Annotated in this window: 22 protein-coding genes; 12 read left to right on the top strand and 10 right to left on the bottom strand. The window is 65.3% G+C overall.

Annotated features, from left to right (window positions below):
* Positions 1–69: 69 nt before the first annotated feature.
* Together ACETK3_RS11400 and ACETK3_RS11405 are read left to right on the top strand one after the other, a co-directional pair.
* Positions 70–1131, top strand: coding sequence for a LacI family DNA-binding transcriptional regulator (locus ACETK3_RS11400; RefSeq protein ID WP_373992900.1), 1062 nt, complete (start codon positions 70–72; stop codon positions 1129–1131).
* 100 nt (positions 1132–1231) lie between these two features.
* Complete coding sequence (locus ACETK3_RS11405; RefSeq protein ID WP_373992901.1) at positions 1232–1975, top strand: MBL fold metallo-hydrolase; 744 nt, start codon at positions 1232–1234, stop codon at positions 1973–1975.
* Positions 1976–2053: 78 nt separating this feature from the next.
* Here ACETK3_RS11405 and ACETK3_RS11410 read toward each other — a convergent pair whose 3' ends face one another.
* The gene (locus tag ACETK3_RS11410) at positions 2054–3343 is read right to left on the bottom strand and encodes an MFS transporter (RefSeq protein ID WP_237429028.1); all 1290 of its coding nucleotides are present in this window, start codon (positions 3341–3343) and stop codon (positions 2054–2056) included.
* A gap of 90 nt (positions 3344–3433) precedes the next feature.
* Positions 3434–4666: a M20 family metallopeptidase gene (locus ACETK3_RS11415; RefSeq protein ID WP_237429027.1), complete on the bottom strand. Its 1233-nt coding sequence runs from the start codon at positions 4664–4666 to the stop codon at positions 3434–3436.
* Between the two features lie 133 nt (positions 4667–4799).
* Here ACETK3_RS11415 and ACETK3_RS11420 point away from each other — a divergent pair, with 133 nt between their 5' ends.
* Complete coding sequence (locus tag ACETK3_RS11420) at positions 4800–5831, top strand: Lrp/AsnC family transcriptional regulator (RefSeq protein ID WP_237429026.1); 1032 nt, start codon at positions 4800–4802, stop codon at positions 5829–5831.
* Positions 5832–5896: 65 nt separating this feature from the next.
* Here ACETK3_RS11420 and ACETK3_RS11425 read toward each other — a convergent pair whose 3' ends face one another.
* Complete coding sequence (locus ACETK3_RS11425; protein WP_373992902.1) at positions 5897–6370, bottom strand: hypothetical protein; 474 nt, start codon at positions 6368–6370, stop codon at positions 5897–5899.
* Positions 6371–6687: 317 nt separating this feature from the next.
* On the opposite strand from ACETK3_RS11425, the gene ACETK3_RS11430 reads away from it, so the two are divergent.
* From ACETK3_RS11430 to ACETK3_RS11440, 3 genes are all read left to right on the top strand, one after another.
* A complete protein-coding gene (locus ACETK3_RS11430; RefSeq protein WP_373992903.1) occupies positions 6688–6987 on the top strand; it encodes a putative quinol monooxygenase in 300 nt (99 codons plus the stop codon).
* 89 nt (positions 6988–7076) lie between these two features.
* A complete protein-coding gene (locus tag ACETK3_RS11435; RefSeq protein WP_373992904.1) occupies positions 7077–7955 on the top strand; it encodes a Rieske 2Fe-2S domain-containing protein in 879 nt (292 codons plus the stop codon).
* Between the two features lie 116 nt (positions 7956–8071).
* A complete protein-coding gene (locus ACETK3_RS11440) occupies positions 8072–8965 on the top strand; it encodes an MBL fold metallo-hydrolase (RefSeq protein WP_373992905.1) in 894 nt (297 codons plus the stop codon).
* A 188-nt stretch (positions 8966–9153) separates the two neighbouring features.
* Here ACETK3_RS11440 and ACETK3_RS11445 read toward each other — a convergent pair whose 3' ends face one another.
* Both ACETK3_RS11445 and ACETK3_RS11450 read right to left on the bottom strand, forming a co-directional pair.
* On the bottom strand, positions 9154–10779 hold the full coding sequence (locus ACETK3_RS11445; protein WP_373992906.1) for an HNH endonuclease: 1626 nt from the start codon (positions 10777–10779) through the stop codon (positions 9154–9156).
* An 80-nt stretch (positions 10780–10859) separates the two neighbouring features.
* On the bottom strand, positions 10860–12059 hold the full coding sequence (locus ACETK3_RS11450) for an N-acetylglucosamine-6-phosphate deacetylase (RefSeq protein WP_373992907.1): 1200 nt from the start codon (positions 12057–12059) through the stop codon (positions 10860–10862).
* 145 nt (positions 12060–12204) lie between these two features.
* On the opposite strand from ACETK3_RS11450, the gene ACETK3_RS11455 reads away from it, so the two are divergent.
* Positions 12205–13098 carry a hypothetical protein gene (locus ACETK3_RS11455; RefSeq protein WP_373992908.1) on the top strand — a complete coding sequence of 298 codons (894 nt, stop codon included), beginning with the start codon at positions 12205–12207 and terminating at the stop codon, positions 13096–13098.
* Between the two features lie 75 nt (positions 13099–13173).
* On the opposite strand, the gene ACETK3_RS11460 is transcribed toward ACETK3_RS11455, so the two are convergent.
* Positions 13174–13764: an AAA family ATPase gene (locus ACETK3_RS11460; RefSeq protein ID WP_237429018.1), complete on the bottom strand. Its 591-nt coding sequence runs from the start codon at positions 13762–13764 to the stop codon at positions 13174–13176.
* A 225-nt stretch (positions 13765–13989) separates the two neighbouring features.
* Between ACETK3_RS11460 and ACETK3_RS11465 the strand changes: the two genes are divergently transcribed.
* The gene (locus ACETK3_RS11465; RefSeq protein ID WP_237429017.1) at positions 13990–14253 is read left to right on the top strand and encodes a hypothetical protein; all 264 of its coding nucleotides are present in this window, start codon (positions 13990–13992) and stop codon (positions 14251–14253) included.
* A gap of 2 nt (positions 14254–14255) precedes the next feature.
* A complete protein-coding gene (locus tag ACETK3_RS11470) occupies positions 14256–15188 on the top strand; it encodes a threonine/serine dehydratase (protein WP_236799767.1) in 933 nt (310 codons plus the stop codon).
* Positions 15189–15247: 59 nt separating this feature from the next.
* Here ACETK3_RS11470 and ACETK3_RS11475 read toward each other — a convergent pair whose 3' ends face one another.
* Entirely contained in the window at positions 15248–15598 is a 351-nt protein-coding gene (locus ACETK3_RS11475; RefSeq protein WP_236799766.1) for a hypothetical protein, read from the bottom strand.
* 157 nt (positions 15599–15755) lie between these two features.
* Here ACETK3_RS11475 and ACETK3_RS11480 point away from each other — a divergent pair, with 157 nt between their 5' ends.
* On the top strand, positions 15756–16670 hold the full coding sequence (locus ACETK3_RS11480; RefSeq protein ID WP_373992909.1) for a hypothetical protein: 915 nt from the start codon (positions 15756–15758) through the stop codon (positions 16668–16670).
* Positions 16671–16730: 60 nt separating this feature from the next.
* Here ACETK3_RS11480 and ACETK3_RS11485 read toward each other — a convergent pair whose 3' ends face one another.
* From ACETK3_RS11485 to hisC, 3 genes are all read right to left on the bottom strand, one after another.
* On the bottom strand, positions 16731–17372 hold the full coding sequence (locus ACETK3_RS11485; protein ID WP_373992910.1) for an NADPH-dependent F420 reductase: 642 nt from the start codon (positions 17370–17372) through the stop codon (positions 16731–16733).
* Positions 17373–17442: 70 nt separating this feature from the next.
* Complete coding sequence (locus ACETK3_RS11490) at positions 17443–18075, bottom strand: YitT family protein (protein ID WP_236802948.1); 633 nt, start codon at positions 18073–18075, stop codon at positions 17443–17445.
* Between the two features lie 53 nt (positions 18076–18128).
* A complete protein-coding gene (hisC, locus tag ACETK3_RS11495) occupies positions 18129–19232 on the bottom strand; it encodes a histidinol-phosphate transaminase (RefSeq protein ID WP_373992911.1) in 1104 nt (367 codons plus the stop codon).
* A gap of 83 nt (positions 19233–19315) precedes the next feature.
* Here hisC and ACETK3_RS11500 point away from each other — a divergent pair, with 83 nt between their 5' ends.
* On the top strand, positions 19316–19816 hold the full coding sequence (locus ACETK3_RS11500) for an Lrp/AsnC family transcriptional regulator (RefSeq protein WP_236799762.1): 501 nt from the start codon (positions 19316–19318) through the stop codon (positions 19814–19816).
* A 202-nt stretch (positions 19817–20018) separates the two neighbouring features.
* Positions 20019–22025, top strand: coding sequence for a rhamnogalacturonan lyase (locus ACETK3_RS11505; RefSeq protein WP_373992912.1), 2007 nt, complete (start codon positions 20019–20021; stop codon positions 22023–22025).
* Positions 22026–22077 lie beyond the last annotated feature (52 nt).

Below are 22077 nucleotides of genomic sequence, written 5' to 3' on the forward strand. Positions count from 1 at the left end.
GCTTGCCTTCCCGGGCATCAGGGACGTCAGGGCCGATAACCTAGAGCCCAAAAGGTGGGTGGGACACAGGTGAGCAGCAGGACAATCGGCATCAGGGACGTGGCAGTGGCCGCAGGCGTGTCCGTCACCACGGTTTCCCATGTCCTGAACGATGTGCCGTACGCCAGGGTCAGTCCGGAAACCCGCAAGAAGGTGCGGTCCGCGGCGGAGCAGTTGGGGTATGGGCCAAACCGGCTGGCCCAGGCCCTGCGTACCCAGTGGACCGGCATGCTGGGACTGGTCTGCGAGGACATGGCCAGCACGCCCCACGCAGGCAGGATCATCGTGGGGGCGGAGGAGGCCGCCAAGGCCCGGGGGTACAACCTTCTGATCATCAACGCGTCCGGTGCGGCCAACCTTGAATCCCGACAGGCCGACGTCGGGGCGCTCCTGAACCGCCGCGTGGATGGCATCCTTTACGCCACTGCTGATTACCGAAAGGTGGAGTTCCCGGCGAACTTGGGCAGCGTGCCCGCCGTCCTGGTCGGCTGCGAGACGGGGGAACCAAAAGTCCCCGCGGTGGTGCCGGATGCGGAAGGTGGTGTACGCCGCGCCCTGCACGCTCTTGCTGGCGCGGGTCACACGCGCGTGGCCTTCATCCACAACGCCGGTGATGTTCCCTCAACCCGCCGACTGGTGCAGTCCTTCCGGGCCGCGCTTGACGAAGCAGGGCTCGACGGCGGCACGGCACCTGTGGAGTCAGGGGTCCCCAACGTGCAGGGCGGCTACTTCGCGGCCCGGCGCATCCTGTCAGGTGAAGACCGCGCCGATATGCCAACGGCACTGTTTTGCCACAACGACCTGATGGCGATGGGCGCCTACCGTGCGGCCGCCGAGTTGGGACTTTCCATTCCCGGTGACCTTTCCGTCATTGGCTTCGCTGACCAGGGGTTGGTCGCGGACAGTCTCTATCCGGCCCTGACCACTGTGGAAACGCCACATTACGGAATGGCTGCCTTGGCAGCCAGGCTCCTGATTGACGCCGTTGAGGCGAAGAGCGACCTTTCCTTGCTTGCAGCGCAACCGGCCATGGTGGACTGCACACTGATGGCCCGGGATTCCGTCGCAGCCCCTCCAGGTCAAACAACCTAGCTCCTCCCGTCCAGGACCGCGAAGGCGTCCCGGACTACTCCGGCACCGGTTCCCATGCCCTCGCAGCGTTAGGTGGACTGTTCCTGGGTACTTTCCTTCCATGCTTATCCCCAACGTCGCAGACGGTGTCCACCTGATAACCCACGCCAACGTCAACTGCTATGTGATTGAGGACGACCACGGCGTGACCCTGGTGGATGCCGGGCTGCCCAGCATGTGGCCCATGCTCACCCAGCTCCTGGAGGAACGGAACCGACGCCCGCAGGACGTCAAGGCGCTGGTCCTCACCCACGGGCACTTCGACCACGTTGGCTTTGCTCTGCGGGCACACAAGCAATGGGGGATCCCGGTCCTGGTCCACACGGAGGACGCCCGCCTGGCGGCGCACCCCTACCGCTATAAGCCGCAGCGCAACCGCTTCCTCTACCCCTTCACCCATCCCAAGTCGCTGCCGGCACTTAGCCGGATGGCGGCAGCCGGAGCCCTGGCCGTCAGAGGCATCTCCGATACCAAGCCGCTGGGCACCGGGGTGGCTGACGCTGTCACCGGCCGTCCTGACGTCGTCCATACTCCCGGGCACACCGACGGACACTGCATCCTGCACCTGCCGGACCGGGGCGTCCTGCTGACCGGCGACGCCCTGGTGACGCTGGACCCGTACACCGGCCAGGCCGGCCCGCAGATTGTGGCATCGGCCGCCACCAAGGACACGGGGCAGGCGCTGGCATCGTTGGCGGCCATTGCGGCAACGGGAGCAACCACGCTGCTGCCCGGCCACGGTATGCCCTGGAAAGAGGGAGCGGAAGCGGCGGTCCGTGAGGCACGGCGGATCGGCGCGCACTGACCGGAGCCGGGTCCCAGGCGGGAACGAAAAGGTCCCCGGTGCAGCCGCACGCGCCGGGGACCGTTAAACTGGCCAAACCTAGTGCGTCAGGTCCTTGCCCTTGGTCTCGGGGATGGTGAAGACGAACGCCGCGCTGACCACGAGCAGCAGCACTGCGTACACGTTGAACACCTGCGGCGCGCCCAGCGAGGAGCCGAGCCACTGCTGCAGGTACGGGGCCGTCCCGCCGAACAGCGCCACGCAGATGGAGTAGGGAACGCCCACACCCACGGTACGGATCGACGTCGGGAACAGCTCGGCGTAAACGGCCGGGACGATGGCTGCGCACGCGGCGATGAACACCAGCATCACGGACATGCTCACGGCCAGCTGCCAGGCTGAGTCCTTCAGCAGCCAGGTCATGGGGAAGTGCAGTACCGCCGAGCCGATGGCGCCGGCCCAGAGGACTTTCTTGCGGCCGATCCGGTCAGACAGCTTGCCCCAGACCGGCAGGGCGGCGATGAACACGATGTTGGCCACGACGCCGGCCCACAATGCTTCGCCCCGGTCGATCTTCAGTGCGGTGGTGGCGTAGCTCGGTGCCACCACGCCCCAGATGTAGTAGATCACCGTGAGGCCCACCGTCAGCCCGATCACCTGCAGGGCCTGCTTGCGGTAGCGGACAACCTGCGGCCAGATCGCGGCGCGCTTCTCGGTGGCAGCCTCACCCTGGAAGGCCTCGGTTTCGTGCAGCCGCGACCGCATGATCAGCGCGTACAAGCCCATCGCGGCGCCGATCAGGAACGGAATGCGCCAGCCCCAGGCGTTCATCGCCTCGGTGCTCAGTGCCATGTTGAGCACGGCCCCCAGCAGCGTGCCGAACAGGATGCCCACCGTCCCTGAGGTGTAAATAAGGGTGGCCCAAAAGCCGCGGTGCTCCCTGGGTGCCATCTCCGACAGGTACGTCTGCGACGACGGCAGCTCACCACCGTGCGCCAGGCCCTGGACCAGCCGGGCTGCCAGCAGCATCAGGGAGGCGAACGCGCCGACGCTGGCGAAGGTGGGTGCGATGCCGATCATCAGGCTGCCCAGCGAGGCGAGGCCCACGGCGAGGGTCATTGAGGACTTGCGGCCGATCCGGTCGCCGATCCAGCCAAAGAGGAAGCCGCCAAACGGCCGGGCCACAAAGCCGACGGCGAAGATCGCCAAGGTGGACAGCACCGCCGACGCCGGGTCTTCCTTGCTGAAGAGTTGGCTGGCGATGAACGGGGTGAAGGTGGCGTAGATGGCCCAGTCGTACCACTCGACGGCGTTGCCGATGCCGGTGCCGACGACGGTCTTGGCGGTGGACATGCGGCCGGTCCTGGACTTGGTTGCTGCAACTGACATGGTGTTCTTCCTGGTCGGTTGGTCTGGAGGGGCAGCGGCGCTGCTGCCGATTTCTTGGGGTGCTGGGTTCTTTAGGGGGCGCTGAGCTCTTTAAGAGGCGTTGGCGAGGGCGGCCAGGCGTGAGATGGCGAGTTCCGCATAGAGTGCGGCCCCGTCAGCCAGCACGCCGTCGTCGAACGTTGCGTACGGTGAGTGGTTGAACGGCGAGGCGTCGTGGTCATCGCCGGGTGCGACGGCGCTGAGCCCCACGAAGGTGCCGGGCACCTCGGCCAGTACCCGGGAGAAGTCCTCCGAGCCGCTGAGCGGGGTGGCCCAGCGGGAGAGGCGGCGCTCGCCGAAGAGTTCGGTGATCACCTTCTCTGCGGTGTGGGTTTCGTCCTCGCTGGTGATGGTGAGGGGGTACTCCTGCAGGTAGTCGACGGCGACCTCCACCCCGTGCGCGGCGGCGATCCCCTTGAGCAGGCGCGGGACCGCGTCCATCATCTTCAAGCGCGAGGCCTCTGAGAACGTCCGGATAGTGGCCTCGATGCGGGCCGACTCCGGGATGACGTTCCGCTTGGTGCCGGCGTGCAGTACGCCCACGGACAGGACCACGGGATCGAACATGTTGAACTGCCGGGTGACCATCACCTGCAGGGCCGTCACCATCTCCGCGGCAACGGTGACCGGGTCCTTCGCGGAGTGCGGGGCGGAGCCGTGGCCGCCGGCGCCGAGCACCGTGACTTCCAGGCCGTCGGAGGCGCTGAGCATGACGCCGGGCTTTGTGCAGAACGTGCCGTGCGGCTCGAGTGAGGAGAACACGTGCATGCCGTAGGCCGCGCTGACCCGGGTGCCGGCGGCATCCAAAACGCCTTCGCGGAGCATGTAGCTGGCGCCGTCGAAGCCTTCCTCGCCGGGCTGGAACATCAGGACGACGTCGCCGTTGAGTTGGTGCCTCTTCTCGGCCAGGAGGGTGGCGGCCCCGGCGAGCATTGAGGTGTGCAGGTCGTGGCCGCAGGCATGCATGGCGCCGTCAGCCTGTGAAGTGAAGTCCACTCCGCTTTTCTCCTGGACGGGCAACCCGTCCATGTCGGCGCGGAGGAGGACGGCAGGGCGGGGCTTTGCGTCCTCGCCCGAAGTGGAACCGGCGCCTCCGCGCAGCACTGCCGTGACCGACGTCGTCTCCTTGCCCAGGGTGATCTCGAAGGGCAGGCCATCCAGGGCCTGCAGGACGCGTTCCTGCGTCCGGGGAAGGTGCAAGCCGATTTCCGGCTGCCGGTGGAGTTCATGGCGCAGGCGGACCAGGTCTTCCTGGAGGTCAAGGGCATCGGCGGTAATCGTCATGAACACTCCTGTGCGTCGGCGGTGGGCTTGTCCACTATTCTGAAGTGGTCTGGTTCACATTTTTCGAAAGCGCAGGAAATCTACTTTCAGTCCTGCTCCTGCGCAGAAAGCGTGCAAGAGAGGAGCGGGGCGCGTGGAACTTAGTGAGGAAGACCTGGCCCTGATCCAGGTCCTGCAGAGCTCGCCGAGGCTTGGCTGGGCGGACGCCGCCAAGGTGCTCGGTGTGCACGCAACCACTCTGGCCGCCCGCTGGGAACGACTGAAGTCCAGCGGGGCAGCGTGGGTGACTGCGCACCTGGCCGGAGACCCGAAGCAGATGCTCCTGGCGTTTGTCGCCGTGGATTGCGACATGAACCTCAGGGGCAGTGTTACCGAGCAGATTGCCGGCATTCCGGAGATTGTCACCGTGGAGGAAGCTGCGAGCAACCGGGACCTGATGCTCACAGTCATCACCGGTTCTTTGGCTGATTACAGCAGCCGTGTGGCGTCCCGCCTCAAGACCATCGAGGGGTTGACGAAGTACCAGACCTCCCTGTGCACCAGGCTTCATGCCAGTGCGGATGAGTGGCGGCTGAACATCCTCGATAAGACCCAACTGGCCACACTGCGGACACTCGCCCAGCAACGCGCCAACGAGGCAAAACAAGCGGCCGCTGCGGCCGCCCGGCTACCTGAAAGCCACCTGGACCTGCTGCCGTTCCTGGCCCGTGACGGCCGGGCAACCGCGGCTGATATAGCCCGTGAACTGGGGCGGCATCCGGCCACGGTGCAACGGCAGCTCAACCGGGTACTGGCCAGCGGAATTCTCCTGTTCCGGTGCGAAATCGCGCAGGGCTACTCGGCCTACCCGGTCACCTGCCAGTGGTTCGCGAAGGTCCCGGCCGGCCAGCACGAGGAGGCGGCGGCCGCGATCCGCACCATCAGCAATGTCAGGCTCAGCGCTTCCACCACAGGTCCCACCAACTTTGTGATCATCATGTGGCTGCAGTCCCTGGCGGATGTGATGACGGCGGAGCTCGCCCTGCAGCAGAAGGTGCCGGGCCTTGACCTGGTGGAGAGCGTGGTCATGCTCCGGACCGTGAAGCGCGTGGGCTGGATGCTGAAGGAAGACACGACGGCGAGTGGCGCCGTCGTGCATGCCGGAAACCTGGGTGCCGCGGACTGAAACGGGGCGACAAAGTGGGGAACCAGGCGCCTAACCCCTGGTTCCCCACTGTGGACCTGGAAGGTCTATTTGCCGCCGTGCACTTCCACTACGGCGCTCTTCTCCCATGGGGTCCAGTCCGACCAATGGCCGCCGTGGTTTTCCACCCGGAATGAGACGAGTTGGTAGACCTTTTCGCCCTTGCGGTCATGGTTGCGAACATCGACAAAGTAGTGAACGGTCCTCGCGTCGTCATGGCGGCCAAATTCCTCTGTGAACTGTCGTTTGACGAGGAGGTCATCGTGGTGGCGCTCGTCTTCATAGATCCGCTGGCGGATCTCGACGGTCTTTTGGCCGTTGCAATCCACTGTGATCCTGAAGTCGACGTCGTCCCCGCGGAGATCCTTTGGATCCAGGGGGTTGACGGTACAGCCGTTACGGCTTGTCTCCGCGTTGGCGGGGGCGGCCATTGCCAGGGAAACCCCGAGCAGGCCCAGTGAAACCAACGGAACCAGGGCCGTCCGTGCCTTGGTTGGGCGGTTTGTTCCAGTGTTGGACATTTTTCGTTGCTCCTCAAAGGGGTGTGATTCACCTTTGCGGGCAGCCTTCAGAACCGTCGCGACTGATGAGTATGTTGTAAAACCGGTGTGGCGGCCCCGTGCCTGCCCGTCCCATTTCAGACAGCTCGCCCGCCGAAGCGGGTGGCTTCGACTCCGGATCCTTCCGCTTGATGTTTCACGCGGTTATCCGGTCGTTTAATCTTCCGCCCGCGCTTTGGGGGCGTACTAGGGGAGCACCTACCCTGCTTGTGCGGGGTTTTCCCGTGGATAGGCGGAACGGGCCGCCGCTTGTCGCGGCCGTGCCGCACACTGTTTCCATGACATTTGCGAATGTGGGAACCCTTGGTACCAAGCCGGGGCAGCGCGATGCCCTCGTTGCCATCCTGCTTCGGCCCAAGCCGGAGATGCGGGAAGCCGGTTGCTTGCTCTATGAAGTGGGCATCAACGATGACGTGCCGGACACGGTGTTCGTTTCCGAACTCTGGGAGTCCGCAGAGGCGCACCAGGCCTCACTGCAACTCGACAGCACCCGCGCGGCGATAGCGGAGGCCATGCCGCTTCTGTCCGGGGAGATGGGCGGCCATCGGTTCACTGTCCTGGGATCGCCACTGCGGTGAGTTTTGCCTCGAGCAGCGACCCTTCGGCTTTGCCAAAACAGGATGTTCCGTGATGAGTGGACGGGCCTGATCGGGGTAAGGGACGTCACATGAAACCGTTGCCTGCACTTGAGCTTGTCACCCGCCTTGAGGACGCCGAATGGCTTGACCCGCTGGCCAAGAGCGTCAGGAAGGCCGTCAAAAAGGTCATCAAACCCCAGTGGGCCCGCGACATCCTGCATGGCGTTCCCATCGGACACCCCGTGCATCCCCTTGCCGTCCAGGTCCCGCTCGGCGCCTGGGTGTCAGCCGGTGTCCTCGACGCGGTTCCAGGGGCTGAAAAAGCGGCAAGCCTGTTGATCGGAGTGGGAACTGTCAGCGTGCTTCCGTCTGCGCTCGCCGGGTTCACGGACTGGTCCCAGCTGCACCCGCAACAGCAACGGGTTGGCCTGGTGCATGCAGCGGCCAATGTGACGGCAACGAGCCTTTACATGGCATCACTCATCCAACGGGCCAGAGGCAGCCAGGGCAGCGGCAAGGTTCTTGCCTATCTTGGGCTTGCCACTGTGGGCGCTGGCGGTTTCCTTGGCGGCCACCTTTCCTACCGCCAGGCCGCCGGCGTGAACCACAGTGAGGACGTCCCGCACCGTTTCCCCTCCGGCTGGCACCCGTTGGCGCCGTTGGCGGAGCTGCCTGAGGGTGGCCTGCACAAGCGCGAGGTGGCCGGCATCCCGCTGTTGGTACACCGCGAGGGCGACACCGTCAACGTATTGTCCGACGTCTGCAGCCATCTTTCCGGACCGCTTCACGAAGGAAAGATCAAGGACGACGACGGCGACCCGTGCGTCGTCTGCCCATGGCACCGGAGCACTTTCTCGCTGCGCACCGGAGAGGTGAAGGCGGGGCCGGCAACTTCCCGGCAGCCTCTTTTCGAGACGCGCGTCAGTGGAGAGCTTGTGGAGGTGTGCCTGCCCGGGGCGGACGGCTAGAAAGGCCGTTCGGCCCTACTGGGCAAGATAGGGCGGCGGAAAACTGGGTGCATGCGAGGTCCAGTGGTGCAACTGTCCGACCGGTCACCGCTGCGGTGCAAGGGCGAACCTTGTGCATGTCGATCTTTCGCACGCCTGTGCTCCACCCGTCCCCTTATTTCCAGCGGTGTGATGCCACGGTGATGCGGGTTTCGGAACCGCGGGAGATTGCCTCCGGCGTGGTGCTCATGACCGCCGGTACGGGGCCTAGGGCCGCAAACCTCTACCTTGTCCGTTCGGGTTCCGGCTGGGTAATGGTTGACTGCGGGTGGGCCGGCAGTGCAAGAGCCGTTCTCGGTGCTGTGGAGAAGATGCTCGGAGCCGGGAACGCGCCGGCTGCCATTTTCCTGACGCATATCCACCCGGACCACTCAGGTGCCGCCGGTGCACTGGCGCGCTCTTGGAACATCCCTGTGTACGTCCATCAGGCTGAGCTGCCAATGGCTGCCGGACGCTACATTCCCGAATTCTCGATGCCGCTGGACCGCTGGCTGGTTGCCCCGTTCCTGTGGTCATTGCCGACTCGTGCCCGCCGACGCATGGAAGCGGCAAACGACATCTCCGACGTGGTGCAAGGACTTCCGCGCAGTGGGAAAGTTCCCGGTCTGCCAGATTGGGCTGCCGTTCCGACCCCTGGTCACACACCCGGACATGTCGCCTACTGGCGCTCCAGGGACGGCCTCCTGATGACTGGAGATGCGGTGGTGACGGTGAATTTGAACTCGCTGCGCGGAGTCCTGCTGGCATCACCTGATTTGTCCGGCCCGCCCTGGTACACCACCTGGAACTGGAAGATGTCCTTGGAATCAGTCTCGCGATTGGCGGAGTTGGGCCCCCGCTTGCTGGCGCCCGGTCACGGGCAGCCCCTTGCCATGGGGGTCGTTCCCCGGCTCCGCGCCATGGCCACGAAGGAGCAGGCACAACGGCTGGTACGCCGACGCCGCACCGGCGGAGCGCCCAAAGCTGCATGAACCGGAGCTCAAAGCTGACTAAACCGTAGCGCCCCAAAGCTGCCTAGACCGGAGCGCCCCAAGGCTGCCTAATGGGAAGTCCCGTGGGGATTGCCGCGGTTCAATTTGGCTTGGAGGCATTAGGACTTCCGCTGAGGGGTATGCCGGCTTCATGCTGTGCAGGGCAGCATCATTTGAGCAGGGCTGCATCACGTGGACAGAGCGAAGGGCGATGCAAGGAGTTCGGCCCACAGCGGATCATCCGGTGCGAGATCATCGGGGTCTATGAGTGAGTCGTCGTCGGGTTCCCACGGGGGGAGGTCTTCCGGGCTGGCATCCACACACCTGGCATTTGCACACCCGGCATCGAGACGCTGGTATTCGGTGGGCATTAGCCATTGCGGCCAGTACGGGGGTTCTGGGTGGGGGTGTTCGGGTTTGTAGTGGTGGCCGGTGGGTGAGGTCCAGCCGGGTGATTCGTTGTTGGTGGCCGGGTCCGGTGTCCACTGGCTGCGGTGTTTGAGCCGGTGGTGTTTCGGGCAGAGCTGTGCCAGGTTGCTGGTGCCGGTGGTTCCGCCACATTCACAGGCCTGAAGGTGGTCGGTGTCGTTGTCCGGGGTGCCGTTGGTGCAGCCGGGGAAGGTGCATTTGCCGTCGCGCATCCTGATCCAGCGTTTGATGGTTTCGGTGAGCCGGTAGTTCCTCCGGCCGATCTCCAAGGGTGCCCCGTCCCTCGGGTCGACCAGGACGCGGTAGAAGGAGTCCGCGCCGTCGGCGACGAGTTTGCGGGCCATGGATGCCGGGATCGGTCCCAGCCCGTCCAGTACCGCTGGCTCGTCCGTGAGTCCGAGCAGGGAGAACACCGGCACCGTGACCAGGACGTCGGCCCGCGGGGTGGGGACCTTGTCGATCTCCGTGCCGGGCCGGGAACCCGCGCTCGTGGAGGCGCCGTTGCTGAGGAGCAGGGATGCTGCGATGTCGGGGCGGAGTTGGGTGATGGTGCGTGGTTCGTTGGGGCCTTGGAGGCCGCGGGCGGTGGCGGTGGTGCGGTTCCAGATGGCGCAGGCGGTGTCGCCGGGGAGGTAGAGCGAGACCCAGGCCATCCCGTCCCGGTCCGGGGTGTATTCCATCCGCCGGTCCGCCACCCCTTTGGCGTGGCGTTTCTGAAGTGTCTCGGGGTGGTGGCGTTCGCGCCAGGCACGGACTTTGGCCCGGAAGCGGGAGGGGACGAGTTCGCCAGGGGTTGCGCCGCGGGCGGGGTGGGGTGCGTCGGGGTCGAAGAAGTGCGCCACCAGCGCGGCAGCGCCGGCCGGATCGAGGCCCTCGGTTTCGTCCGCGACGATGCGGGCGTGCTGCCAGGACATGGCCCCGGTGGACAGGGCCTGGAAGACGGGCGGGAGGGAGCAGATTTTCCGGGACTGTTCCACCAGAGCACCGGCGGCGGCGGAGCTGACGGTCAGGACCCCTGCGATCTCTTCCACCACGGACATCTCGGCGTAGGTGCGGTCCTGGATGGACGCGTCGGGCGGGGTCATGGCCTGCTGGAACCCGATCGCCTCGGCTGCATCCCGCGCCTTCATGGCGGCAAGCTGCGCTTCCAGGCGGGCTGCGAGTTCGAGCCGTTCCAGCCGGATCTCGTACCGCCGCCGCAACACATCAACACCGGAACCAACACCAACGCCGGAACCGAGAGCAGCGCCCGAACCAACAGCAACCCCGGAAGCCAGGAACGCATCCTCCCGGTCCAGCACACTTATGGCGTCCAGCGCATCAAGGGCAGCCACAGAGGCATGAACACCCTGCACACCTGCTCCGACACCGCTGCTGCTTGCCATAGAAGAATCATCCAACAGGGGTCCGACAATTTGGGTTGCGAGGCAATGAGGGAGGACAGCTACGAGGAAGCTCACTCAGTTCACCCGATCGGATGCACCCACTCACCCCCACGCAGCACCCCGGCCACCTGCAGATCCTGGCCAAGCATCACGATGTCCGCGGGCATCCCGGGGCGGAGGTCCCCTGCTTTTGCCGAAAGGCCCAGCACGGATGCCGGGACAGCGGAAGCGGACGTCACGGCATCCTGAAGGGGGACACCTGCGGCGACGGTAGCCCGGACTACGTCCATTAGGGTGGCGGTACCGCCGGCGATGGCACCCGTACCATCCACGCGCGCCACCCCGCCGCTCACGGTTACTTGGAGCGACCCCAACCGATACTGCCCATCCTCCAAGCCGGTTGCGGCCATGGCATCGGTCACCAGGGCAATATTGCCCGCTCCAACAAGGTCGAACACCAGCTTCACCGTCTCTGGTGCCAGGTGCACGCCGTCGGCGATAAGCTCCAAAACTGCTTTGCCGGCCCGTGCCAAGCTGAGGCTGGCCGAGACGGGGCCGGGGGCGCGGTGGTGCAGCGGGGGCATCGCATTGAAAAGGTGTGTCACGGTGGGCCGGATCCTGCCGTGACTGTCAGCCGCAGAACGCAACCCGGCGCCCGCGCGCTCAAGGAAAGCAGCCGCCGTCGTATGGTCAGCAGCGGTGTGGCCCAGGGACGGGACAACGCCGCGGGCACTGAGCTGGTCGACCAAGCCGGAGGCACCCGGGAGTTCTGCTGCCAGCGTCATGGATGTGAGTGAGGACCCTGCCGCTGCCAGCAGTTGGATCAGCAAAGCAGGATCCGGGTCCGTCAACAGGTCAGGGTCGTGGGCGCCGCACTGCTGGGTAGAGAGGAAAGGACCTTCCAGATGGGAGCCTGCAACCAGGCCCTGCTCGCTCAGCTCCCTCAGAACGCGCAGGTTGCGGATCAGGTCCTGGGGTTTCCCGGTAACAAGACTGGCGAGCAGGGTGGTGGTGCCGCGGCTGTGCAGGTAGCGGGCTGCCCGGGATGCACCGTCCAGGTCGCCCTCTGAGAAGTCCGAACCATAGGCCCCGTGGCAGTGCAGGTCCACCAGGCCCGGCACGAGAACCCGGCCGCCAGGCCCGTTTTCTGGAAGAACCCCGGAAAATTCCGATGCTGGCCCCGCGAAGGCAACCAGGCCGCCGTCGACCGCTACAACCCCGTCCGGTATGTCCAAGGTGGCGGTGACAATCCGCCCGCGGAGGGTCAATTCGCTGCTCATGGTGCACCCGCCTCCCGCCACGGATTATGTCACAGGGCCCGAACGTGCACTCGGGCAAGAATCGCGCCCCGTTATTTCGCCCTCCCAATGGGAACATCTACAGTGGAAGTACTAAGCATGCTGTCTATTTCGGAGGTTGAACCTAATGCGAAAAGTTTCTGCACTTGGAGTGGTTGCTGCTGCGATGCTGGCGTTGGCCGGCTGCTCGGGAGGAGGCGGCGGTACCGCCAGCCCCTCGGGCACGGCAAGCACGTCGGCTTCGGCGTCGGCGTCTGCCAGCAAGACGGCCGAGGCCAAGGTCTATTCGGAAGATCAGCTCCGTGACCTCATCTCCGGCATGAAGGACGCGGACGGCAACGAGCTCAAGCTGTACTCCAAGGAACAGGTGAACCAGGGTGGCAATATCGCCAATCTGCTCATGAGCGCGGCGACCATTGATCCCAAGGAGTGCAAGGATATTGCCACCGCGGGCCTGCTGGACAAGGTGGAAAACGGTGACGTAGCCGTGGCGCTTTCCGAAGGCAACCAGCCGCGAACGCTGTCCGCCCAGTCCGGCAGCAACGGCCCGGATGCTGTCAAGACACTGACTGACATCAGAGACAAGATGGACCAGTGCGCCAAGTTCTCGGTCTCCGCGTTGGGACAGAAGTACGACGTTTCCAGCGAGAAACTGCAGGCGGATACGGACGCGGAGAAGACCTTCGCCACTGTCAGCACCCGCAGCGGTGACAACCAGCAGAAGCTGATGCAGGTGTCCGCTGCCCAGGGCCGGCTGTTGGTGGTTGCCACCAAGAGCGGCTCTGACCTGGGTGACAAGGACCAGAAGGAACTTGAGGGCCTCATCAACGACGTGCTGAAGAAGGCCGAGAGCGGCGGCGCAACATCCAGCGCCACCTCCACCTCCACCAGCTCGTCCGGTTCGGGAAGCATGTCCTCGCCGAGCAGCTCAGCCTCGTCGACGGCCTCGCCGACCTCTTCGTCGACGATGTCATCCGGCAGCGGCGCCTCGTCGTCGGCCTCCCCGACTGCTTCGCGGTAGTAGCACCTTCTCAGTACCAGCGTGTGCGGGTCGGGCCCTTGGTCCCGGCCCGCACGTTCTGTATCCGCATTTTTTCTAGGCTGGCCAACGGCCAAACAGCCGTAAGAAGACCAGCCGCGCGTCCAAGTCGGCCGCAACCTCGTCCGCCGTACGTGACGCGTCGATCTGCACAAAGCCCGCGAACTCCGGCAGTTCGCGGTACCCGCTGCGGAAAGCTGCGAGGTCATCAAGGGTCTCGGAATCCGTTCCGCGGGCAGTGATCCGGCGGTGTGCTTCGGCATGGTCAAGATCCAAGTGAAGAATGGCGTTTGGCTGCGGCAGCCGGGCCAACAGCCAGGGAAGGAACCGTCCCCGGGGCAACCCTTTCGCGCGGCGCAGTGCCAGTTGGCAGTGAAGGTGGCGGTCCATGACCACCAATCCATCGAACCGGCTGGCGCGCAGGTGCGAGAGCAGCACGTTGCCCACCCGGAGTACGGTTTCGACGGCGTCAACCAGCTGATCGGGCAGCCGCACTCCCAGCTTGGCCGCGGCCAAAGACATGACGCGGCGTCCAGCATGGTTGCTCACCAGCATGGCCCGGCCGCCACCGGCGCGCACGGCTGCAACCAAGGCGCGTGCCGCCGTCGACTTCCCCGACCCGTCGATGCCCGTCAGCACAATGATCATCCGGCCTCCTCCCGCTGTTCCGTTCAACGCTGGAGGCGGCCGGAGAGTCCCCCACGGGATGCATCTCACAGCCGGGGGACGCGGGCGCTCAATAGGACTGGGGCGGACGAAGGAATACCTTCAGCCCGTAGGCTGGAGTCCGGACAGGGGTCCTCCCCGGTCCGGAACAGCAGTTCCACAACAGGCAGTTCCACAGCAGGCAGTTCCCAGGTGAAAGGCAGGACCATGACCGTTTCCAGCGACGATCCCCAGAACACCGCAGACCTCCGCGGCCCAGGCGACCCGGACGAGGCCAAGGACCAGGCCACAAAGGCACCCGTGTCGGGCCAGCACCTGGAACAGGCGGGTGCGGAAAACATCCGGGAGGAACAGCAGACCCATGCCGCCGGAACCGTTCCGGCATCCTATGTTGGCGGCGAAGAAGCGGCGCGGGAACCCGAGCCGGAGGACGCCCTCAAGGACCAGGGAACCTGGGACGACGAAGTCTAGGCATGATCAGCCACGCCGATATAGAGCAGGCGGCACGCCGGACAGCGGGCCTGATCCGCAGGACACCCGTGCTGCAGGCAGACCCCGGAGTGTTCAAGGGCGAGGTCTGGTTCAAGTGCGAGTTCATGCAGCACACCGGCACGTTCAAGGCCCGCGGTGCGATCAACCGCATCCTGGCCAGCAAGGAGCGCGGGGAACTGCGCGCGGATGTGGGAATTGTGGTGGCCTCCGGCGGAAACGCCGGACTGGCCAACGCCTATGCGGCGAAACAACTCGGGGTGCCGGCCACCGTGTTCGTTCCCGAAGCCGCGCCGGCCGTCAAGGTGGCCAAGCTGAGGGCCATCGGAGCCAGCGTGGTCCAGGGCGGCGCCGAGTACGCCGCCGCCTACCAGGCCGCCGTGGCCCATGCAGAGGAAACCGGCGCCGTCTACTGCCACGCGTATGACCAGCCCGAAATAGCTGCCGGCGCCGGAACCGTCGGCTCCGAGCTGCTGGAACAGTTGCCGGACATCGATACAGTCCTGGTGGCCGCGGGCGGCGGCGGGCTGATGGCGGGAGTGGCGGCCGCCGTCGAAGGGTCCGCCAAAGTGGTGGCGGTGGAACCGGAAAGTGCGCCCACCCTGCACGCCGCCCTCGCGGCCGGCCAACCGGTGGACGTGGCTGTTTCGGGCATTGCCGCGGACTCTCTGGGAGCCCGGCGGGTAGGCGACATCGGATTCTCCGTCGCGGTCCGCTGCGGCGTCGTAAGCGTCCTGGTAACGGACGAACAAATTGTCGCCGCACGTTCAGCGCTGTGGAACGACTACCGTATTGTGGTGGAACATGGAGCGGCGGCCGCCTTCGCGGCGCTGGCCTCCGGAGCGTACGTGCCGGCGGAGGATGAACGCGTCGCCGTCATCCTGTGCGGCGCCAACACGGACCCCGCCACGCTCTAGGGCCATCAACAAAAAGGGCCGGCCACCTGGACAGGTGGCCGGCCCTTTCGTCCAAGCTCTTAGCCGCCCGCCTGGCCGCAGAACTTGCTGTAGGTTGCGCCGGCTTCCTGGTAGCCGGACTGGAGATCGGCCAGCTTGTCCTTGTCCGGGTTCTCCTTGGCCTGTTCGTCCGTGTACGCCAGGATCGAGGCGAGGGCGGGCTTGAGGTCGTCAGAGGCCACCGCGTGGATGGGGCGGATCTGGTTGGCGAGGTTGTTCATGCCCGTCTTGCCTGCGTTGTTGGCGGGGTTCGACACAACGGCCTGGATCCGCTCGCAGGTTTCAGCGGTGGTCAGTTGGTGGGTGGCGGTGCAGGCCGTGGCAGAAGCAACGAGGCCGGCGGCAAACAGGGCTGTGGCGAATTTCTTCATGGGTCCCTCGGTAGTGGTCAGAGGGTTCGATTGTAAGCAGATTGGGTACCCCGATGCCTTCGCGGGCCCAATACCCGAGCTTAAAATAGCAGCACCAATCGTGCGGAGCTCGCCGCAGATGGGCCCCGTGCGCATCAGCCGAGACTAAGGAACCAGCATGCGCCGAACAGTACGCCGACGCGCCGCAGCCGGCCTCATTGCAACTGTTTCATTGCTCCTTCCCACGGCCCTTCCGGGCTTGGCGGCGCCGCCTTCAGGGGAGATAGTGCTCGACGGCGCCACCTCCGCCGAGGGTATCGCGGCAGGGGAGGGCAAGACTTTTTACGCGGGGGAACTCACTACCGGTGACATTTTCCGCGGCGATATCCGCGACAGCACCGCCACCCGCTTCATCGACGCACCCGCGGGGCGCGCCGCAGCCGGGATGAAGGCTGATCCCTGCCACAACCTGCTGTTCGTGGCGGGCGCCGATACCGGGAAGGCCTTCGTCTACAACACCGACACCGGGAGGTCCGTTGCCGATATCGACCTGGCCAAGGGATTCATCAACGACGTCACGCTGACCGATGAAGGCGCCTGGTTTACCAACTCGGCCGCAGCGGAACTCTACTTCCTGCCCGTCGGAGAGGACGGCAAACTGGGCAAGGTTAAGACCCTCAAGCTGAGCGGCCCGGCCGCGGACCTCAAGCAGGGGTTCAACCTTAACGGCATTGCCGCAGCCCGGGAGGGCCGAGTGCTGATCGTGGCGCACACTGTTGACGGCGCCCTTTACACAGTCAACCCAAAGACGGGCGCGAGTGCGGCCATCAAAGGGGTCAACGTTCCGTTCGTGGACGGCATCCTGGTACGAGGCCATACCCTCTGGGCGGTCCAGAACCAGCTCAACCAGATAGTGCGCGTGGACCTTTCCGGTGACCTGTCATCCGGCGTTGTTGAGGACACCATCAAGAGCGATGCGTTCAATGTCCCCACCACCGTGGCGCTGTTCGGAAGCACGCTTGCCGCTGTCAACGCGCAGTTCAATAAGCCGCCCAGCCCGTTCGAGGTGGTGCTGGTTCCGGCCCGGAGGTAGCAGGTGAAAGAAAAACTGGCTGGCAGTGGGAACTGTCAGCCAGTTTTTGTATGCGACAAATCAGATGGTTCGAGGGGCCTTGGCCAGGTTGTCCTTCAGTTGCGTGGCGTTCTGCCGTGCCACATAGGCCGGGCGGTCGCGCTCCACGCGCCAGCTCTCGGAAAGCGGGCCGACGTTGACGGTGTCGAAACCGAATTCGTCGTAGAGGCGGGTCACCAGTTCAGCGGCTTCCGGGTAATCGCTGGCGGTGGCAAGGGCGCGGCGGTTCTCCGTGCCGGCCGGAGTCCCGTCGGTGGTGATGTCCTTGGCCATGATGTGGTTGAAGCCCTTGGCCACCTTGGACTGGGGGAGGTGTTCCTGCAGCATCCCGGAGGTGGTGGCCTCGCCGTTGTCCAGGGCGGGAATGCGGCCGTCCCGCTCCCAGTAGTAGTTGTTCGTGTCGATCACAATCTTGCCGGCCAGCGGTTCCACCGGGACGTCCTTGTAGTTCTTCAGCGGCACCGTGACCACGGCGAAGTCGCCGGCCGCTGCCGCTTCAGCTGAGGTGGCTGCCCGGGCCTTCGGGCCAAGCTCAGCCACCAGGTCCTGGAGGGTTTCCGGCCCCCGTGAGTTGCTGATGACCACGTCGTAGCCCAGTTCTACGGCCTTCCGTGCAACCTGGCTTCCAATATGTCCTGCACCGATGATTCCGATTGTTGTCATATGGGCGGCAACACCGCCCCCGGCCAAGATATTTCAGCTAGTCCAGGGGAATAAAAGGGCTGATTTGTGCCTACTTTCCCAGGTAGCGCCCCGGCCGGTGGTTCAGCGCGAGAATGAGGTTCAGGAGGGTGGCGCCTGCAGCGGACAGCAGCACCATCAGCGGTGGAACGAGCACGAGCGACGCAACCACGATGGCCACGTCCAGCACCATCTGCACATACCCGGCCCGCCATTTCAGCTTCTCCTGCAGCAGCAGGGCCAGGATGTTGAAGCCGCCCAGGCTTGACTGGTGCCGGAACAGGATCAGCAGACCTACTCCGGCCAGCAGGTTTCCGCCCAGCACGCCATACAGGGGGTCGATGTGCAGCGACCCCAGGGCCGCCGGGTGCAGGCTGGCCATCAGGGACACCAAGGCAATTGCCGCGCCGGTGCGGAGGGCGAAGTTCCAGCCTTTCTTCCACACCGCCAGCACGAAGAACGGCAGGTTGACCGAGAAGAAGATGACGCCGAACGGCAGCGCCACCGAGTAGCTCAGCAGCAGCGCCAGCCCGGCGGTGCCGCCGGTGACGGCACCGCTGGACTTGAGCAGGAACAGCCCCAGCGATGCGGCGAACGTGCCCGTCAGGATGCCCAGGACATCCTCAACCACGGAGTGGCGGGCGGCCGACGGCGGCGCGGAACCTGCCGTCGTCGGCTCTTCCACCTGCCGGACCGGGGCAGCGACGGTTGCGTCAGCGGGAAGTCTGGTGGAGGTGCTCACCGGGACACGAACCTCTCGCGGTCGGCCAGGACCGCCAGCACGCGGTCATTGGTGGCCGCGTCGGCCAGAGTGATCCGCACGCCGTCGACGGTATAACCGCGGGCAAGGATGTCGGCCCCGGACAGTGCATCCAGGAGCCGTTCCCGCAGTTCGTCGGAGGCGCGGATCCAGTAGAAGTTGGCCTGGCTGTCCGGCACGTCCCAGCCGTAGCCGCGGAGGGCCTGGATGACCCGGGTTCGTTCCTGCGCCACGGCCTCGGTCCGCTCCAGGATCTGGTCCGCGGCGGCGAGTGAGGCAACCGCGGCGGCCTGCGCCATCCGGTTCACGCCGAACGGAACGGCCGTGCGGCGGAGGCCTTCGGCGATATCGGGACGGGCAATGGCGTAGCCGATCCGCAGCCCCGCCAGCCCATACGCTTTGGAGAAGGTCCGCAGGATGCAGAGGTTTGGGTAGCGGCGGTAGAAGTCCAGTGAGTCCACGCCGGGGCCGCGCTGAAACTCGACGTACGCCTCGTCCAGCACCACCAGCACCCGCGGGGGCACGGATTGCAGGAACTCTTCCAGTGCCTCCGGACTGATGGACACGCCGGTGGGATTGTTCGGCGAGCACAGGATCACCAGGCGGGTGCGATCGGTGATGGCAGCCGCCATGGCCGGAAGGTCGTGGTGTTCGCTTGCCAGCAGCGGTACGGGCACCGAAACGGCTCCGGCCACCGCCACCAGGATGGGATACGCCTCGAAGGACCGCCAGGCGTAGACCACCTCGTCACCGTGCCCGCAGACGGCCGAGATGATCTGCTGCAGCACACCTGAGCTTCCCGGGCCGGCCGCAATTTCCTCAGGGCTGACGCCAAAGTGCCCGGCAATGGCTTCACGTGCCTCCACCGCACCCATGCTGGGGTACCGGTGGATACGGTCTGCCTCGGCGGAAATCGCAGTGACGACGGACGGCAGGGGAGGAAAGTGGCTTTCATTCGAGGCAAGGGCGGCGGTCAGGTCGGACTGCGCGCTCTTGCCGGCCACGTAGGCGGGGAGTTGGGCGACGGCGGCGCGGACCTCGGGTGCCGCGGCTTCGGAAAGGGTGCTGGTCATGGACAGCATGGTGCGGGAGTTCGGGACGTTTGCGCAACAGGGGTGGATTGGGCAGGACAGATCCAGTAGTTGAGCTGCGCTTGAGTGGCAAAATGCTCAGTATGCACCTCATTGACGCGCTGGACGCAGAGATCCTCCTCACACTGGACAGTGACCCGCACGCGACGGTCCTGTCCCTCTCCAGAACACTGGGCGTGGCACGCAATACTGTCCACGCCAGGCTCCGCCGCCTGGCCAGCGACGGCAGCTTGGCCCCCTTCAGCCAACGGGTCCGGACAGCAGCGTTGGGCCTGCCGCTCATCGCGTTCATCTCCATTTCCATCAGCCAGTCCTCAAGTGACATCGCCGTCGCGGCGCTGCAGACCATCCCGGAAATCATCGAGATGCATGCCACCACCGGGGATGCAGACCTGCTCGCCAAGGTGGCCGCGAGGGACCCGGCCGACCTGCATCGGATCACCAACGCGATGCTGGCGATTGACGGCGTCGTACGCACCAGTACCGCCATGTCCCTGGTCGAAGTAATGCCCACCCGGACTGTGCCGCTGCTGCAGGCTGCCGCGGAGAAGGGGCATGTGCAGAAGCAACCGTAAAAGAACATATTCTCCCAATCACTTTCGGTCAAACCCTTGACCGCGTTTGTCGGACGCTGATAGACCTAGAGGGCAGAAAGCGCTTCCTCGTAGTCCGCACCCCTCGAAACCACTCGCGATGGGTCAATAACGCTCTACGAATGAAACGTTCCAAAAAGACGGTGGCGGACTCAGCCGCCGCTGCATCAAAGGAGATGTTCTTTTGGCAAACCCCTCAATTCATTCCCCAAAAACTCTGGCGGGCGGGGCTTGGAAGGCGGCGCCGGCAGCAGCGGCTACCCTTACCGCGGCTGTTCTGGCCTTCACCGGTGTCCCCCTTGCCGCCGCTGATCCAGGCGCAGGAAACCCTGCCTCTCCCGCTGCCCCCGCAGGTCCAGGCCTCACCCGGCAGGTGGAAAACCTCGACCGTGCCCCGGTTGCCGTCCTGACCGGTGAGGGTGTTTCGCTGGGCTGGCGCATGCTGGGCCTGGACAAGGACAGCGTTGGCTTCCAAGTGATCCGTGACGGTGCCATCATTACCGACGAGCCGATCCGGGACACCACCACGTACCTGGACCCGGACGGCAAGGCCGACTCCAAGTACGTCATCAAGACCGTGGGCAACGGCAACGGGCAGGACAAACTCAGCGCCGAATTCACCCCGCTGGCCCAGAACTACCTGCCCATCAAGCTGGATAAGCCGGCCGATGGCGTCAGCAAGGATGGAAAGCCGTACACCTACAGCGCTAACGACTCCAGCGTGGCGGATCTGGACGGCGACGGTGCCTACGAAATCATCCAGCTCTGGAACCCTTCCAACGCGCAGGACAACTCCAAGTCCGGCTACACGGGCAACGTCTACGTGGACGCGTACAAGATGGACGGCACCAGGCTGTGGCGGATCGACCTGGGCCGCAACATCCGCGCCGGCGCGCACTACACCCAGATGCTCGCCTACGACTTTGACGGGGACGGCAAGGCCGAAGTCGCCTTCAAGACTGCGGACGGCACCACTGACAACGACGGTACGGTCATCGGCGACCCCGCGGCCGATTACCGCAACAGCGCCGGCTACGTCCTGTCCGGGCCCGAGTTCCTCACGGTATTCAACGGCGCCGCCGGCACCATCATGGACACCGTTCCGTACGACCCGCCGCGCGGCAGCGTTGCGGCCTGGGGGGACAACTACGGCAACCGCGTGGACCGTTTCCTCGCTGGAGTGGCATACCTGGACGGCGAACACCCGTCCATGATGTTCAGCCGCGGCTACTACACCCGCACCGTGCTGGTTACCTATGACCTGGTGAACGGCAAGCTGGTCAAGCGCTGGAAGTTCGACTCCGACGTGGCGGGTGCCGAGTACAAGGGCCAGGGCAACCACAACCTGTCCGTGGCGGACGTGGACCAGGACGGCAAGGACGAGTTCGTCTTCGGCTCCATGACCATCGACGACGACGGGTCGCCGCTGTACAACACCAAGCTCGGGCATGGCGACGCCATCCATACCGGCGACCTGGACCCCTCGCGGCCCGGCCTGGAAACCTTTGCTGTGCACGAGAGCATGAGCGCCAGCGGCAACCGGGGCGCCACTTTCCGCGACGCCGCCACTGGTGAAGTCCTCTGGAGCATCCCCGCTGTCAAGGACACGGGCCGCGGCGCCACCGGAGATATTGACCCCCGGTTCCCCGGCTCTGAAAGCTGGGCAGTGGGCGGCGACGCCGCCTGGAACTCACCCGTCGGATTCCTGATGTCGGCCAAGGGGGAGCGGATTTCGGACAAGATCCCCGCCGCCAACTTCATGGCGTGGTGGGACGGCGACCTGCTGCGCGAGATCGTTGACCATGACTTCGACGCCAACGCGGGCATGGGCGTACCCACCATCTCCAAGTGGAACTGGGAAACTGAAACCAGCGAACGGCTGCTGACCGCCGCCGGCGCCCGCACCAACAACCACACCAAGGGCAACCCGTCGCTGCAGGCGGACCTGCTGGGGGATTGGCGCGAGGAGCTGGTGTACCCATCGGAGGACAGCAGCGAACTGCGGATTTACACCACAACTTCGCTTACCGAGGTCCGGCTCCGCACCCTGATGCATGACCCCATGTACCGCACCGGCGTGGCGCGCGAAACGGTCGGCTACAACCAGCCGCCGCACCCGAGCTTCTTCATCGGCGAGGGAATGCAGGCCCCGGCCGCACCGGCTGTCTTCCACGCAGGCAAGACGAAGTAAACCTTCCCGGACGCAAGAGCGCCGCCCGCCTTGGGGGAAGGCGGGCGGCGCT

Origin of the sequence: Arthrobacter sp. E44, assembly GCF_041877125.1 — a bacterium.
Classification (GTDB): domain Bacteria; phylum Actinomycetota; class Actinomycetes; order Actinomycetales; family Micrococcaceae; genus Arthrobacter.